Below are 14,567 nucleotides of genomic sequence, written 5' to 3'. Positions count from 1 at the left end.
GCATTCTTCCCCTCTCTGGATGACATATCTGAAAGCTCTCATTTTCCCCCGTAAAGACGAAGCCGTTATCGACACGCTGCCCGATCCGAAAGCGGGCGCGGGCGAGGTCGTCGTCGCCGTGAAAGCCAGCGGGATCTGCGGCACCGATATTGAGGTGATGCACGGCGCATATGGCGCATCTGCCTTTCCGCTCGTGCCGGGCCATGAGTTTTCCGGCGAAGTGATCGCGGTTGGGGCAGGGGTGGACACACTCACCGTCGGCACGCGGGTCGTGATCGATCCCAACATCCATTGCGGCGAATGTGATCCTTGCGGGCGCGGGCTTTTCAATCTGTGCGACAAGCTTGGCGCCTACGGCGTATCCACGCACGGCGGTTTTGCGGAGCAATGCGTTGTGCGCGCGGAAGCCGCGATCCCGATTGGTGATCTCGATTTTGCGACGGCGGCCCTGTGCGAGCCTTTGGGATGCGTGCTCAACGGGATTGAGGCGATCGGGATTGAGGGCGTGCGTACGGCGTTGGTATTCGGCGCGGGGCCGATTGGCTTGCTGATGGGGCTGGCGCTGAAAGCAGGCGGAGTCGGCGACGTGACCATGGTGGATATCACGCCGTCGCGTCTCGAACTCGCCCGCAGCTTTGGCCTCGGCGGCATCGAGTCGCGTGAGGCCGCGCTTGCGGACAAGCATCAAGCCGTCGATCTTGTCGTCGATTGCACAGGTGTGGCGGCCGTTGCGGCAACCTTGACGACCTATGCCATCAATGGCGGCAAAGTGCTGTATTTCGGCGTGTGCTCCCCCGATGCACGCATTGAAATCAGCCCGTTTGAAGTGTTCCGCCGCCAATTGACCTTGGCCGGTGCGCATTCCCTCAACCACAATATCCCGCAGGCGTTGGCGATCATTCAAAATGATCCGGCGACCTTCGCGCGGCTGATCTCGGATCGTGTCACACTTGAGGAGATCCCGTCTTATCTCGAAGGCGAGAAGCGCGGCGGGCTGAAGGTTCAGGCCCTGTTTTACTAAAATTACGTTGTAACGCGACAACCACCGCCAACTGACCCGAGATACCGCATCAGATTTTGCAGTATCTCGGGTTTCTTTATTCGGCCTAGGCCGATCTCGTCTCGCGCGCCTAGATGGTGTCAATCGGATGCCGTCGACTTTGCGTGCCGATTAAAGGCTAATAACCAAGATTATGTAATACTTGTATCAGTCAGGGTTTCGGCACGCTTTTAACTCAATCGCCTCATGAGAGCGCTCTCGAACGGTGGACCCTTATTTCGCCGCCATCAGATCGGCCAACATTGCCAGCGTATGATTGGACATCGGCAGATCAACCGGATTGCCCGTCGCCGCAGACACATCCGCCGCGAGGTAGCTTTCCATCACCATCCGCGCGTGTTCCGGCGCAACCATCGGTTCGCGATCCAGCAACACGGCCTCAAGGAAATGCAACGTCTCCGGCCCCATCTGGCCCGCATACATATGATCCACGTGTTCGCCCGGCATCGTGGACATCGGGAACTGCGTTCCGTTTTCCATGGTATTGAGCCAGTTATCGCGCGAGGTATCATCCAAAACCAAAGACCCTTCGGTTCCGGTAATCTCGATCCATGTCGCACAATAATTGGGATAGCTCGGCGGCAGATTCCACCCGCCGCCAATCACAACCAACGTGCCATCATCCATATTCACCGTGTTCCACATACAGTCATAAGATCCGTTCAGATCCTTCATGTAACCATAGGCGCCTTGCGAATAGACTTTCACCGGTTTTGCCGGACCCAAAAGCCAGTAAACAAAATCGAGATCGTGGGTCGACTCCATTGCCGCTGGCGAGAGTTTGACGCGCCCTGCGATCCGCGCGCCAAGGCTGCGTGACAAATGACGGCTGACCATCACATTCACGATCTTCCCGAGTTTCCCCTCCTGAATCGCTTTGCGGGCATAGGCCACCTTTGGATTAAACCGTTGGGAATACCCGATTGTAAACTTCACGCCACGCTCATGCGCGATGGCAATCAAATCATCGGCTTGCGCAAGTTCCATCGCGATCGGCTTTTCAAGCAGCACGTGCTTGCCCGCTTTCAGGCAATCGCGCGCGATGGGATAATGCGTCGGCTCCGGCGTCGTCGAGATATAGACAACCTCAATCGCGGGGTTGCGGACGATATCTTGATAATCCGCCGTCGCCGTGGCGGGATTGGTCAAAGCTTTCATCTCCGCAAGGCGCTCGGGCTTGATTTCACAAATATGCAGCTTGTCGACGAGCGCCGATTTCGCAAGCGACTCCGCCCGCATACCACCGCACCAACCTGTGCCGATTACGGCCACTTCCACCTGTCTCATCTTCTCTCCCAACTTCCTGAAGTCTTGATCGATTGCCGCGCGATCTGCTCGCGCCGTCATAATTGGCGCCGCCGTAACAGCGGCGCCCTTTGGTCACTGTGAGGTCAGCTCCGTCACCAGCGCCTTGTATTCAACATCCTGCTCCTCACGCAGAGCCTGATATTCAGGGCCGGTCATGTAGTGAACGTCCTCCCCGATCCGCTCCATCAAGGTGGTGAATTCGGGATCTTGTGCGATTTGCGCGAAGACATCCGACAGCTTGTCCAACACGTCTTGCGGTGTACCTGCAGGGGCCAGAACGAAGCGGTGCATGAAGCCGATGTCGCCGGGCACGCCAATCTCGGCGAAGGTCGGCACGTCCTCATAGAGGCGCGTCTCACCCGCAGAGGCCAGCACGCGGATTTTGCCGCCCTCCAGCAATTCGCCAATCGACGACGGGAACGCGAGGCTCAAATCTGAATCGCCCGACAACAGGGCCTGCATCGCTGGCCCGCCCCCTTGATAAGGGACCAGATTCATCTCGAACCCGAGCTTTTTCATCACTTGCGCAGCAGGGACGAAGAACGCGCCCCAATTGCCTGAATGCCCGAGGCGTAGCTTGCCCGGTTCGGCCTTCGCGGCGGCGACGAGATCCTCAAACGTCTGGTATGGGCTATCGGCGCGCACAATGAACGACGCCGGCGCATAGTTGATGCGCGCAACAGGCACGAAATCCTTGAGCGGCTCATAGGGGACGGATTCCACGTATTGCTGCAACGTGTCGATGTAGTTCAAGCTGAACAAAAGTGTGTAGCCATCAGCGCGCGAACGGGCGACCTCTTGCGTTCCTTTTTGACCGCCAGCACCCGGTGTCAGGCGGACGATCATCGGCTGGCCAAGGTATTTCGGCGCGATCGTGGTGATGATCCGCGCATTCAGATCATGCGATCCACCCGCGGCCAGTGGAATAACCAATGTGACGGGCTTTTCCGGAAACTCGGCCTGTGCGGCAGACGGCGCGACAAGTGTCATCCCCGCGGTAGCAACGGCCATGCAGGCCAGTTTTGTGATAGATTTCAACATCTTTTCTCTCTCCCTAAATGATGTTTTGATTTTGGTTGGCGCGACACTCTGCGCGCCAACGGCGCTCATGTTGTGGCAATGGGTTTGCGATAGAGGCGACGCCACATGATGAACCCGAGGACCGGCGTCAGCAGTAGCAAGATCAGCGCGCCGGGGCGTTCGGAGATGAAGAACCCGATCGGATCTCCGTTCGACATCGCAGCCGTCTGGCCGAAGGCATATTCCATCGATGGCCCAAGGATGAAGCCCATCACCATTGGCATAACGTCATACCGCCCTGCCTTCGCGAGAATTCCGAACAGGCCAAAGCCAACAAGGAACAACAGATCGACGGGATCGGAACGATAGACATAGGTTCCGGCAAAGGAGAACATCAGCACGATCGGCACGAGAACGGATGTTTTCACCGTAACCAGACGTGAGAAGAACGGGATCGACAGATAGCCAATGCCAAGGAACAAAATATTGCCGATGACCATCGCGATCAGGATAGCAAAGACGGTTGCGCCTTGTTCCTCGAACAATTGCGGGCCAGGGCGAAGCCCTTGGGCCACGAAAGCGCCCAGCAAGATCGCCGTCACATTATCGCCCGGAATCCCGAGCGTCAGCAAAGGCACCATCGTCGGGCCATTGACCGCGTTATTCGCCGCCTCTGCCGCCGCAACACCTTCCAATTCGCCCTCTCCGAAGGTTTCGGGATGCGAGGACGCATTCTTGGCGGCCGAATAGCCCAGCACCGCGGCAACGATCTGCCCAAGGCCCGGAACCATGCCAATCACCGTGCCGATGATGGTTGAGCGGCAAATCGTGCGGAAACAGCGGCGGAATTCCGAAAACCGGAGCCGCTCGCCCATGATCGCGGCAAGCTGGCGGCCTTGTTCGTTGCGCATCACCACCGAGGCAACTTCCGGCAGGGCAAAGACACCGATCAGCATCGGCAAAAGTGGAATGCCCGAGCGCAGATCAAACATCCCGAAGGTGAACCGCTCCACGCCGCCCAAAGGATCCGTGCCGACAAACGAAAGCCAGAGGCCAAGCATCATCATAATGACGCTTTTCAACGGATTTGCGCCCGAAGTCGCCGCGATCACGATCAAGCTCATCAACAAAACGGCGAACAGTTCAGGCGGGCCGAATTGCATCACCATATAGGCGATTGGGAAGATCATCATCATGGTGAGGATGTCGCTCGACGTATCGCCAAATACCGACGAGAACAGCGCCATATCCAAGGCTTTGCGCGATTTGCCTTGTTGGGTCAGTTTGTAGCCATCGGTCGTTGTGGCCACCGAGGCCCCAGTGCCCGGCATGGAGATCAAGATCGCCGGAACGCTGCCGCCGAAGATGCCGCCCTTATAGATGCCCAGCAGGAAGGGAATCCCCACCACCGGATCAAGAAAGAACGACACCGGTAGTAAAATCGCCATCGCCATGAGGGTGGTAAAACCGGGCAGCGCGCCAACAAGCATCCCCGAAAACAGCCCGACGCACATCATCGCCATCGTATCAAGGCGCATCGCCATAGCGAAGCCTTGCGTGAAATATTCAATCATTCTGGTCTCCCGTTCGCAGTCAATGCGGATAGGTCAAAGGGAAAATAGGCGGGCGTAGAGCATCTCGATCGCGCCCAGTTCGGGCAGCGCTACCAAAAGCAGCTTCGTTGCTGTCAGGTACAAAATGACCGGTCCGACCAGCGCCAGCGCCGCGATGCCCAGAGCCGAGCGCGATCCCATTTGCAGCGAGATCAGAGTGATCGTGATCGCGGAGGAAATCAAAAATCCGCAGGGCGCCATCGTCAGCGCGTAAAGCGCCATGATCCCGAACAAGACCCCCCCTCGGACCCATTCTTCCTTCGTGAGGGACTCGCTATCGGGTGCAACCGCGCCCACCCGCAAAACCATCAGCGCCGCGATGCACAATACCACCGCAACACCCAAAACGATGCTGGGGAAAAGCGCGGGCGAAACAGTCGCCAGCGACCGGCCGAACAGTGCTTTGGGCTCTGCAATCATGGACCCCATGAAGATGAGCGAGAGCGCCGCCCCCGCCAAAAAGGCCATCGTCAGACGGGCTTCCGTGGATCGCAGCACATGCTTTTGTGGCGCGCCTCGCCCCGACGTCTCCCCCAACTCGACCTCCCTTCCAAGAGGCCGCGCCTTATTGTCTTCCCCTCTGACCGGCGCAGCAGACGACACCATGCGTTGCGCCCCGGCACTTTCTTGAACCACCATCTTTCTCTCCTCCCCTATTAGCTTTTGTCTCATGCCGATCACGCGGTTGATGCGCGCGATCATGTCTCTAGCGTGTCGCGACCATCCCCCCGCTGCGCAGCATCGCGACAGATGACGACCACTCTCCCGTAGAGATCGCCAAAGCCGCCCAAATCAGCACCGGTAAAACCGCGAATGTCAGCAGCGTCGATGCCACAACCGCGCCGGCAACTTGCTGGGGTTTATGCCCGAACCGTTCCGCGAACACGTAGCTGACGATCGCGGTTGGCATTGTCGCCAGCAAGAATGCAGTCCCCGCCGCAACCCCTTCCAATCCAAGGCCCCAGATCACGATGACGGCTGATAAAAGCCCCAAAGCCAACCGACCTCCCGCAATCATCAACGCCGGGCGCAGATCCGCGATTTGCAGCTTTGCCAAAGAGGCGCCCAACAATATGAGCATCGAAGGGATCATCATCCCGCTGAGCATCTTTGTCGTCACTTGCACGATTTCGGGAACCTGAACACCCGTCCATGTCACACCCAAGACGGCAATCACCGCATAGATCAATGGCTGACGCAAGATCTCCGTCAGTTTCACACTTCCCGCATAGATCGACATGCCGACCGAATTTTGGATCAACGCAACCGCGAAGAAATACGCAACGCCGAATTGCAGACCTTGCGGCCCGAAGGCCAATGTCACCAACGGCAACCCCATATTTCCGGAATTTGGCAACATCAGTGTGGGCAGAAAGCTCCGAACCGAGCCGCCGACCAACACCAATCCCGCCGCCCCGATCACCCCCGCAATCACGACACACAGCACAGCCGCGCTCGCCATCGTGCGAATGACATCGCCCTCAACATGCAACGACGTGAGCGTGTTGAAAATCAAGGCGGGCGTCGCGACCGTGATGACCAAAGTGCTCAAAGACCGCGTTTCGATCCCGACCTTCGAGCGCCCCAGCAAATAACCGATCAGCGTAATGATCGCGATTGGCCCGAGTATGTTGATGGTTTGCATCAACATATTTCGCTACTCACGATCAATCGCGGGTGATCTAAACCAATCCACATGAACCCGCGCCTTAGACCGGCTCACCATTCAAGATCCAGTGTTCAACCACCTCCGTCCCGGATTCCTGAAGCATCTTGGAGACGGCGCAATAGTCGCGCAAAGTCTCTTTAACCTTCACCGCACCGTCTCGCGGACCCTCATAATCCGCCTTGATGGTCAGCGTAACCGACGGGAACGGCACATCGATCGGATGGATCAGACGTGTCCCATGGCTATCCATCGTCACCGAAATATCGATATCCATCGCCGTGAAGGTGACATCATTGGCCGCCGCTAGTTTGTTGGAAATAACATGTGTGCAACCGGCCAACCCCATGAAAACATATTCAACCGGCATCGGACCTTCATCCGTGCCGCCGCGCTGGGTCGGCTCATCAATAATCACGGATTTTCCGCGTGCTTCGGCAACCGATTGGGTGCTGGTGTTGTGGCGTCCATTCACGCTGAACTTCCAAATCGGTTTTTCTTTTACTGCGGACATAATTGTTCCCTTTTCGCTGGTTTTTTCGAGCTTTGACGAGAGGAACACACGCATGTTTTCAAGACACCGGCCCTGAGGCCTCGGGTCTGTTTAACAAAAACGCCAACTCCTCCCCAGGAAAGCGCCTTCAACTCGAAAAACATGCAGAGATTAAACCAGCATGGGAAACGGTCTTTTCAAATGGAACCCTTCAACAAAACTGATACCATCCTCGATAGGGCCCATCAGTTTCTCTGACGGGTCGCATCACTTTACATTGTTTGTTCGCCGCCTAAAGCCATCGATAGGCTTGCCTATGCGCAAACACGCCGACCTGTGATCACTTGGATCAAAAGTGGGGCGATTTGCCAACCAAAGATGTCAGCAAAAGCACACGGAGCGTTTCATGACCGAAGATAATCCTATTTTTACCGTCGCCATCGCGGGGTTTGGCTGGTGGGGGAAGCATATCGCGACTCGGCTGCAGGGCCATCCTTGGCTGCGGGTGGCGGGGATTGTGGAACCTGCGACGGCAAATCACGGCGCGATTGCGGCGATGGGATTAACGGCATGGTCCGATTTTGATGCGCCCCTCGCGATGAGCGACGTGGATGCGGTCATTCTCACGACGCCCAATCCTTTGCATGAGGCGCAGATCGCGCAGGTCGCCGCGGCGGGCAAACACGTCTTTTGCGAAAAGCCTCTCGGGTTGACGGCCGATAGCGCGCGTCGGTCGGTGGCGGCCTGCGAGCGGGCCTCCGTGCAATTGGGCATTGGCCATGAGCGTCGATTCGAGCCGGCGATGCTCGCCCTTCGCGACGCGATGAATGCGGGCGAGCTTGGCACGATCATGCATGCAGAGGCCGCGTTCAGCCATGATAAGCTGATCAATGTTCCGGCGAATGACTGGCGGACCCTTAAAAAGGTCAGCCCCGCCGCAGGGATGACGGCCATGGGGATCCATTTGAGCGATCTGTTGATCTCGTTCTTCGGCCCGATTGAACGGCTGCATGCGTTTACCGCGAACCGCTCATTGGGGTGGGAGACCGGCGATGTCGTCACCGTGCAAATGAAGTTCGAGGCGGGCATGACAGCGACCTTCAACGCGGTTTTGCACACGCCCCATTTCATCCGTATGCATGTGTTTGGCACGACGAAATGGATCGAAGTGCTCAATGACAGCCACCCCGATACGCCCGATGGCATCGTCAGGATGTTGACCGCGGAAACGGGTAAACCTGTCGCACAAACCGATTATAACTGGGAAGATGCCGTGACGGCCAATCTCGAAGCCTTCGCGAAGGCCGCACAGGGCAAGGCACCCTACCCGTTCACCAATGCCGAAATGATCCACAACATCCAAGTTCTCGAGGCAATCGCCCTCTCCGCGGAAACGGGTGAATCGGTGCGGCTCGCAGATATCTAGCGCACACTCGCCGCGCAGGGGAAAAATCCTGCGCGGCGAAACTTGTGTATGGCGTCTAGTGCGCCTCAAGCTTCAAGAAGTCGGTGATGGCGACCTCAAAATCGGACGGGCGGTCGACGTTCAAAATATGCTTCGCCTCCGGCACAATCGTAAATTCCGAGCCGGGGCAAGCCTGCGCCATTGCGCGCATGACCTCAGGCGGCGCGGCGGCATCTTGGGCGCCAGCAACGAATAAAACCGGCACAGTCATCGCGCCTAGGTGTTGCAAATAGTCCAAACCGATCAACGCATGCGCCCCGCCGCGATAGCCTTCATCGGTGGTTTGCAAAAAACCGTCTCGCAAGGCGGCCTCATATTCCGGATGCAGACCCCGCTGATGGTCGCCCAGCCACATGCCAGCGGTCGCGTTCCAGACGGCCTCGATGCCCCCTTCGGCCAGGATTCCCATCCGGTTGTGCCAGTTTTGCACAAATCCCTCCGGCGCATCGGCCCGCGCGGCGCAACACACGGCGCGCGTGATCCGATCCGGACTGCGCAGCGCCATTCCCAGCGCCGTCATACCGCCCATCGAGACGCCCATCACGCTCGCGGTTTTCGCATCGTACCGATCCAAAACCCCGATAGCATCGGCGACCAGCTCATCGAACGTATAAGGTGATGGCGGCGTCGGGCTTTTACCATGGCCCCGCGCATCAAACCTGATCACGCGGTAATGCGCCTCCAGCAGCGGCATTTGCAGATCCCACATCGCCTGCGTCGCGCCAAAGCTATTCATCAAAAGCAAAGCGGGCGCATCTTCGCGGCCGGAAACGGTGGAATAAAGGGTCGGAGCTGTCATGCGGTGTATCGCTTTCTGAACTTTGGGCGCCTGTGCGCGAAAAGAGTGGATGGCGGATGCGGTATCTGGGCAGATCGCAGTCTGATCCGGTGGCGCCGAGGCTCTCAAGCGCCATCCCCTATACTCGACCGCCACATCGCGGAGACAAAACGGCCTCCTTATCAGGACGATAGAGGAAGGCGTGCAAAGGCATGAAATAATATCTCGTCAAGACAGCCATCACGAAACCTGATGGGGTCTGCCGTCAAATTTTGCTGATCGGGTCGATCTCCAACGCGAAATTCAGCTCCTCTTGCAAGATATCGGCAAAGGCCTGCGCGGCCGCGCTGAGGGGGCGTTTGCGCGTTTCAATCCGCATATAATCCACCATGAGCGGCGGCTCTGCCAAGGGGATGACGCGGCGTTTCGAGCCGTCGAGATCGGGCAGACACAAGATGCCCGGCAAGATCGTCACCCAATCCGAATTCGCAACGATGTCCAATGTGCCATGCATCGTGTCGAGTTCGAGGAGTTCCGCAATTTCAATGCCGTTGACAGACAAATAGGTCTCGATCCGGTTGCGCCGCGCATTTCCCGCGCCCGGCAAGACAATCCGCAGCGGCGACATTTTAGAGAGGACGACCCCCTGCTCGTTCACGACCACCGGATGATCTGCATTGCACACCAAGCATTCGCGATCTTCGCCCATGCGCCGCGACGTCAAAACTTCGTTCAACTCGAAGGAGGCGGGAACGACCGCAAAATCAAGCCGCCCCTCGATCACCTCATTGGCCAGAGTGCCCGAATAGGCCTCGGAAATCGAGAGCCGCACTTCGGGATATTCTCTCGCAAAGCGCAGCAAGACAGGCGCGAGAACGGCCCGCGTGAATGTCGGCATCAGGCCCACATAAATATGCCCGACGATCGATTTGGACAGGGCCTGCAACCGTTCTTCCGCGTGACGCGCGGCGGCCAAAACCTTGACCGCTTCCAGATAGAATGCGCGGCCGACCTCCGTCGGCGTCACGCCCGAGGAGCTGCGGGTAAAGAGAGCGACATCGTAGCGCTTTTCAATCTGACTGACATGCATCGAGAGGCCCGATTGCGTCGCATTGGCCTTTTCAGCCGCCGCCGAAAAGGAGCCTTGCTCGTAAACCGCTGTAAAGTAACGCAATTGTTGCAGCTTCATCATGGCCATCCGTTTTTATGCTGGAAAACATCCGATATTATTTATGGTCGTGCGGCCCGGATCTCCGATAGGTCTTCAGGTGAAATATCGAAGGAGCACGAGATGAATGCAACATCGCATCGAGGTGACCTCGCGAGCACGCCTCACACTAGTCACATCCCCGATCACGGCACAATCCCGTGGGCCCCGCAAAGCATTAGGCGGCATTTGAAAACGGAGATGCGCAAATGATCCCGCTTCCCCGCTTGATGGTCGCGCCGAACGGGGCGCGGCGCGGTAAATCCGATCATCCGGCCATACCCGTGACCGATGCCGAAATGATCGCCACTGCGCGGGCGTGTTATCTCGCCGGTGCGGACGGCATCCACCTGCACATCCGCGATGAGGCGGGGGCGCATCTGTTGGATGCGGGCCGCTACCGTGCCCTGTTGGACGCGTTGGAAGACGAGGTTCCGCAGATGTATTTGCAGGTAACATCAGAAACCGCAGGCCGCTATTCGGGTCAGGAGCAACGCGCCATGATGCGGCGCCTTGGGGCGTCGAATGTATCGGTGGGTTTGCGAGAGATGGTGCGCACGCCAGAAGACTGGCCCGAGGCGCGCGATTTCTATCATTGGGCGCAGACAGCCGGCGTCAATATTCAACATATCCTCTACTCGCCTGACGACGTGGCGACATTCATTCAAGCGTGTCATGCGGGTGATATTCCTAACGGGCCGTATTCGTTGCTGTTTGTTCAGGGAACTTACGCGAATGGCGCGAAAGATGCGGTTCCGTTTGAGGCGTATCTGGCGCCGCTGACGCAGGCCGGTGATATCGCGTTTGAATGGATGGCCTGTGCGTTCGGACAGCACGAGACGGATAGCTTGGTGCGTGCCGCGCATTTGGGCGGTAAAACGCGGGTCGGTTTCGAAAATTCGCTCTGGCATCGCGATGGGCGCCTCGCCAAGGATAACGCGGAACGTGTCGCAGAAGTGGATGCGGCGATCCGCGCCTGAGCGTGCCTGACATGTTTCAAGGGGCCAGAGATGGCCCCTTTTTCCTAAACAGGGTGCGCGATCAGCCTTTGATCAAGGCGCGCAAGACATCCGTGAATGTGTCGATTTGCGCGGCGTCGAATGTGTCAAACGTCTCTGCCGCATGCGCCTCTGCGACGGCCCAGCATTGCGTGGCCTTAAGGCGGCCTGCCTCGCTCAAGGCGTATCCTTGCGCATCGCCCGATACGAAGCCACGGTCGGTCAAATTTCCCAACGCGGCCTGCGCTTCGGTGATGGGGGCATGAAGATACTCCACCATCGCCTCAGGCGTAAGCTTCGCAATATCGTTCAACACCAAAAGGATACGCGCCTCGATGAGGCTAAGTCCAAGCGTTTCGAGCTTGGGCTGATAGCGCTCTTGGTAGGCGCGCACCGCCCGTAACATCAAGAAGAACGCATGGTTGCCCATCCTGCCCGTCTCCGCCTCTCCGGCCCGGTCTTGCCCGGCCTTCGCGAATGTCTCGGGATGATTGAACAGCATCGCGTATGATCCGCGGTGGAAACATAAAGGCGCGCGGCCGAAATCATCAAACGCGATCACGCGTCCGACGAAAATCCAATGATCTCCCCCGTCAAGCTTGCTGAAGGTCTCGCATTGGAACCTCCCCGCGCAATTGTCGAAAATAGGCGCGCCGCCCAAGCCTTCCGCCCACGGAACGGTTGCGAATTTATCATCCTGCTGGCGGGCGAAATGGTTCGACATCTCCATCTGGTCAGAGGCCAGAATATTCACCGCAAAATGTGTCGCCGCCTCGAACACGGCGCAACTGCGCGCCTCTTTCATGCTGCTCCATAAAATCAGCGGCGGGTCCATCGACAAAGAGTTAAAGCTGCTCGCGGTGACACCAACCGGTGTTCCGTCGGGCGCACGCGCGGTGATGATCGTCACGCCGGTTGCGAAATTGCCAAGCGCGCGCCGAAACGCCTTTGGATCAATGGTTGAGTGTTGTGTCATCTGGTTCATTCTCAAACTCCTCCCTCGGGCGCGGGCATGCCGACCGTGACATGCCCGCGCGACATTACGCAGCCACCGCAGTGGGTTCGGCTTTTGTCGCCTCGGTCAGGATGGGGAGGACCTTTTCTCCCATCAAAATCATCCCCTTACGACCCAGATCGTAATCGGCCCAATCATGGCCGGCATAGACCAGATGCTTGAACGGGCCCGTCACTTCGCGCAGCGCAAGGATTTGATCCGCGACCGAGCTCGGGTCGCCGTGAATGACGAGGCGATCCATCACATAGTCCAGGGTCACATCGTCATCGGGCATATTCTGATCCTCCTTAAAGAGGTTGAGGCGCCCGCCCGCGCGCATCTTTGTGAGAAGCTGCGAGTAATACAAAACATACGGGCTGCCCGGATCGCGCGCATAGGCGCGGGCGGTCTCCATATCGTCTGCAACGCAAATGTTCTTGGCCACGCGCCAATCGGCGTAGTCGGGCACGATGCCGCCTTTCAGGCATCCCTCGACATATTTCGGCCAATGGGTTGCGGCCCATTTTGGCAAAAGAAAGTTGCCGGAAATTGGCTGCCAACCGCGTTCGGCCATGGCGCTGACACCTTTCGAGAAAGGCGCAACGGCGGTGCCGACAATTGGCGGATGCGGCGCTTGGAAGGGTTTGAGAATGTCGCCCTGCCCGATTTCGGGCATCATCGTGCGCTGTGTGGAGACCTCCCAGAACTGGCCTTTCAGATTGTAAGGCGCCTGCCCCGCCCAGATATCGAGAACCATATTAATGCTCTCGATGAACATCGCATTGCGATCTTTGTCGATTGAGCCGAACGCCTCCGCATCCGACATCAGCCCCCCCGGCGAGACGCCGAAATTCAGGCGGCCTTCCAGCATGTGATCAAGCATCGCAACCTCGGCCGCGATGCGGGCCGGATGGGAGTTGGGCATGTTGACCGTGCCCGTTCCCAAACGGATCGTCTTGGTCTCATACGCCAAGCTTGCCAAGAAAGCGACGCAGGAGGTGATGATCTCTGCGCGATCAGTCGTGTGTTCGCCGCAGTAAGCCTCGGAAAATCCCAGCTTATCCGCGAGGATAAAAGCTTCACGATCTTCTGCGAGACTTTTCGCGTAGGGCTTGCCGAGCGGATGGATTGGCATAGTGAAAAACGATAGCTTCATGAAGATCTCCCTTGGTTGAAACCACTGTGAAGCAACCGAGGCAGTGGAAAAATCGAGAATTTCTGATGTTTTCCATCGCGTTTTTTGATGGCACAGCGAATGCACCCACCCCCTATCGCCTGTCCACGGATCACCAGCGACCGCCGCTTGCAGGGGGCGCGACGTTGTTGGACCGGTCGGGGATGATCCGAGGGGCCTATGCGGCGGGCACGGAACCATGCGGCGCAGGGCGCGTTGAGTAGGGGAACCATTATGGAAAGGGCACCTGACATGCCAAAGACATTGACACCTGCCACCGAATTCCCCGCAATCAAGATCAAGACGCTGAACGATGGCGAGGTCACGATCCGTGAGGCCGATGCCGCCAAGGGCGATTGGAAATTGATCGTGGTTTACCGCGGAAAACATTGCCCCATCTGCAAAACCTACCTGACCGAACTGAACGGAATGCTCGATGATTTCGCCGCGATTGATGTGGACGTCATCGCCCTCTCGGCGGATCCGTTGGAGAAGGCAAAGGCTTCTGCCAGCGATATCGGCTATCAGGGCGTGATCGGCTACGACTTGAGCACGGATCAAATGGCGCAGCTTGGTCTGTATATTTCTGATCCGCGCAGCCCTGAAGAAACCGATCGCCCTTTCGCAGAGCCGGCGACCTTTGTCGTTCGCAAGGACGGCACGTTGCAAATCGTGGATGTCTCAAACGCGCCATTCTCGCGGCCTGCGTTGAAAGGGTTGCTCGATGGGCTGACCTTCATCCGCAAGAAAGATTATCCCGTGCGCGGCACACACGCCGCGTAACGCGCTGT

General features: G+C 57.8%; 15 protein-coding genes. 5 read left to right on the top strand and 10 right to left on the bottom strand.

Annotated elements, in window-relative coordinates; all coding sequences use genetic code 11:
• Nucleotides 1-19 precede the first annotated feature (19 nt).
• On the top strand, nt 20-1,021 hold the full coding sequence (locus SJY32_RS15885; RefSeq protein ID WP_376877967.1) for an alcohol dehydrogenase catalytic domain-containing protein: 1,002 nt from the start codon (nt 20-22) through the stop codon (nt 1,019-1,021).
• 252 nt (nt 1,022-1,273) lie between these two features.
• On the opposite strand, the gene SJY32_RS15880 is transcribed toward SJY32_RS15885, so the two are convergent.
• The 6 genes from SJY32_RS15880 to SJY32_RS15855 all read right to left on the bottom strand — a co-directional run bounded on the left by SJY32_RS15880 (nt 1,274) and on the right by SJY32_RS15855 (nt 7,181).
• On the bottom strand, nt 1,274-2,347 hold the full coding sequence (locus tag SJY32_RS15880) for a Gfo/Idh/MocA family protein (protein WP_376877964.1): 1,074 nt from the start codon (nt 2,345-2,347) through the stop codon (nt 1,274-1,276).
• Between the two features lie 93 nt (nt 2,348-2,440).
• Nucleotides 2,441-3,409 (bottom strand): Bug family tripartite tricarboxylate transporter substrate binding protein, encoded by a 969-nt coding sequence (locus tag SJY32_RS15875; RefSeq protein WP_376877961.1) that lies wholly within the window; start codon nt 3,407-3,409, stop codon nt 2,441-2,443.
• Nucleotides 3,410-3,474: 65 nt separating this feature from the next.
• Nucleotides 3,475-4,962: a tripartite tricarboxylate transporter permease gene (locus SJY32_RS15870; protein WP_376877958.1), complete on the bottom strand. Its 1,488-nt coding sequence runs from the start codon at nt 4,960-4,962 to the stop codon at nt 3,475-3,477.
• A gap of 33 nt (nt 4,963-4,995) precedes the next feature.
• Entirely contained in the window at nt 4,996-5,640 is a 645-nt protein-coding gene (locus SJY32_RS15865) for a tripartite tricarboxylate transporter TctB family protein (RefSeq protein WP_376877955.1), read from the bottom strand.
• Between the two features lie 67 nt (nt 5,641-5,707).
• On the bottom strand, nt 5,708-6,652 hold the full coding sequence (locus tag SJY32_RS15860) for an AEC family transporter (RefSeq protein ID WP_376877952.1): 945 nt from the start codon (nt 6,650-6,652) through the stop codon (nt 5,708-5,710).
• A gap of 58 nt (nt 6,653-6,710) precedes the next feature.
• On the bottom strand, nt 6,711-7,181 hold the full coding sequence (locus SJY32_RS15855) for an OsmC family protein (protein WP_376877949.1): 471 nt from the start codon (nt 7,179-7,181) through the stop codon (nt 6,711-6,713).
• A gap of 385 nt (nt 7,182-7,566) precedes the next feature.
• Here SJY32_RS15855 and SJY32_RS15850 point away from each other — a divergent pair, with 385 nt between their 5' ends.
• Entirely contained in the window at nt 7,567-8,586 is a 1,020-nt protein-coding gene (locus SJY32_RS15850) for a Gfo/Idh/MocA family protein (RefSeq protein ID WP_376877946.1), read from the top strand.
• A 55-nt stretch (nt 8,587-8,641) separates the two neighbouring features.
• Here SJY32_RS15850 and SJY32_RS15845 read toward each other — a convergent pair whose 3' ends face one another.
• Nucleotides 8,642-9,424, bottom strand: coding sequence for an alpha/beta fold hydrolase (locus tag SJY32_RS15845; RefSeq protein WP_376877943.1), 783 nt, complete (start codon nt 9,422-9,424; stop codon nt 8,642-8,644).
• 244 nt (nt 9,425-9,668) lie between these two features.
• Nucleotides 9,669-10,595: a LysR family transcriptional regulator gene (locus SJY32_RS15840; protein WP_376877940.1), complete on the bottom strand. Its 927-nt coding sequence runs from the start codon at nt 10,593-10,595 to the stop codon at nt 9,669-9,671.
• 224 nt (nt 10,596-10,819) lie between these two features.
• Between SJY32_RS15840 and SJY32_RS15835 the strand changes: the two genes are divergently transcribed.
• Nucleotides 10,820-11,590: a 3-keto-5-aminohexanoate cleavage protein gene (locus SJY32_RS15835; protein ID WP_376877937.1), complete on the top strand. Its 771-nt coding sequence runs from the start codon at nt 10,820-10,822 to the stop codon at nt 11,588-11,590.
• 61 nt (nt 11,591-11,651) lie between these two features.
• Here SJY32_RS15835 and SJY32_RS15830 read toward each other — a convergent pair whose 3' ends face one another.
• Both SJY32_RS15830 and SJY32_RS15825 read right to left on the bottom strand, forming a co-directional pair.
• A complete protein-coding gene (locus tag SJY32_RS15830; protein WP_376877934.1) occupies nt 11,652-12,593 on the bottom strand; it encodes a p-hydroxyphenylacetate 3-hydroxylase reductase component in 942 nt (313 codons plus the stop codon).
• Nucleotides 12,594-12,648: 55 nt separating this feature from the next.
• Nucleotides 12,649-13,758: an LLM class flavin-dependent oxidoreductase gene (locus SJY32_RS15825; RefSeq protein WP_376877931.1), complete on the bottom strand. Its 1,110-nt coding sequence runs from the start codon at nt 13,756-13,758 to the stop codon at nt 12,649-12,651.
• A gap of 65 nt (nt 13,759-13,823) precedes the next feature.
• On the opposite strand from SJY32_RS15825, the gene SJY32_RS15820 reads away from it, so the two are divergent.
• Nucleotides 13,824-14,000, top strand: a complete 177-nt coding sequence (locus SJY32_RS15820) for a hypothetical protein (RefSeq protein WP_376877928.1) — start codon at nt 13,824-13,826, stop codon at nt 13,998-14,000.
• A gap of 28 nt (nt 14,001-14,028) precedes the next feature.
• Nucleotides 14,029-14,559 carry a peroxiredoxin-like family protein gene (locus tag SJY32_RS15815; RefSeq protein ID WP_376877925.1) on the top strand — a complete coding sequence of 177 codons (531 nt, stop codon included), beginning with the start codon at nt 14,029-14,031 and terminating at the stop codon, nt 14,557-14,559.
• Nucleotides 14,560-14,567 lie beyond the last annotated feature (8 nt).

The sequence above is a fragment of the Albirhodobacter sp. R86504 genome, assembly GCF_042466415.1.
GTDB lineage: Bacteria > Pseudomonadota > Alphaproteobacteria > Rhodobacterales > Rhodobacteraceae > Albirhodobacter.
Note: the sequence above shows the minus strand (reverse complement) of the source record. Positions and strands in the feature narration are given on the sequence as shown.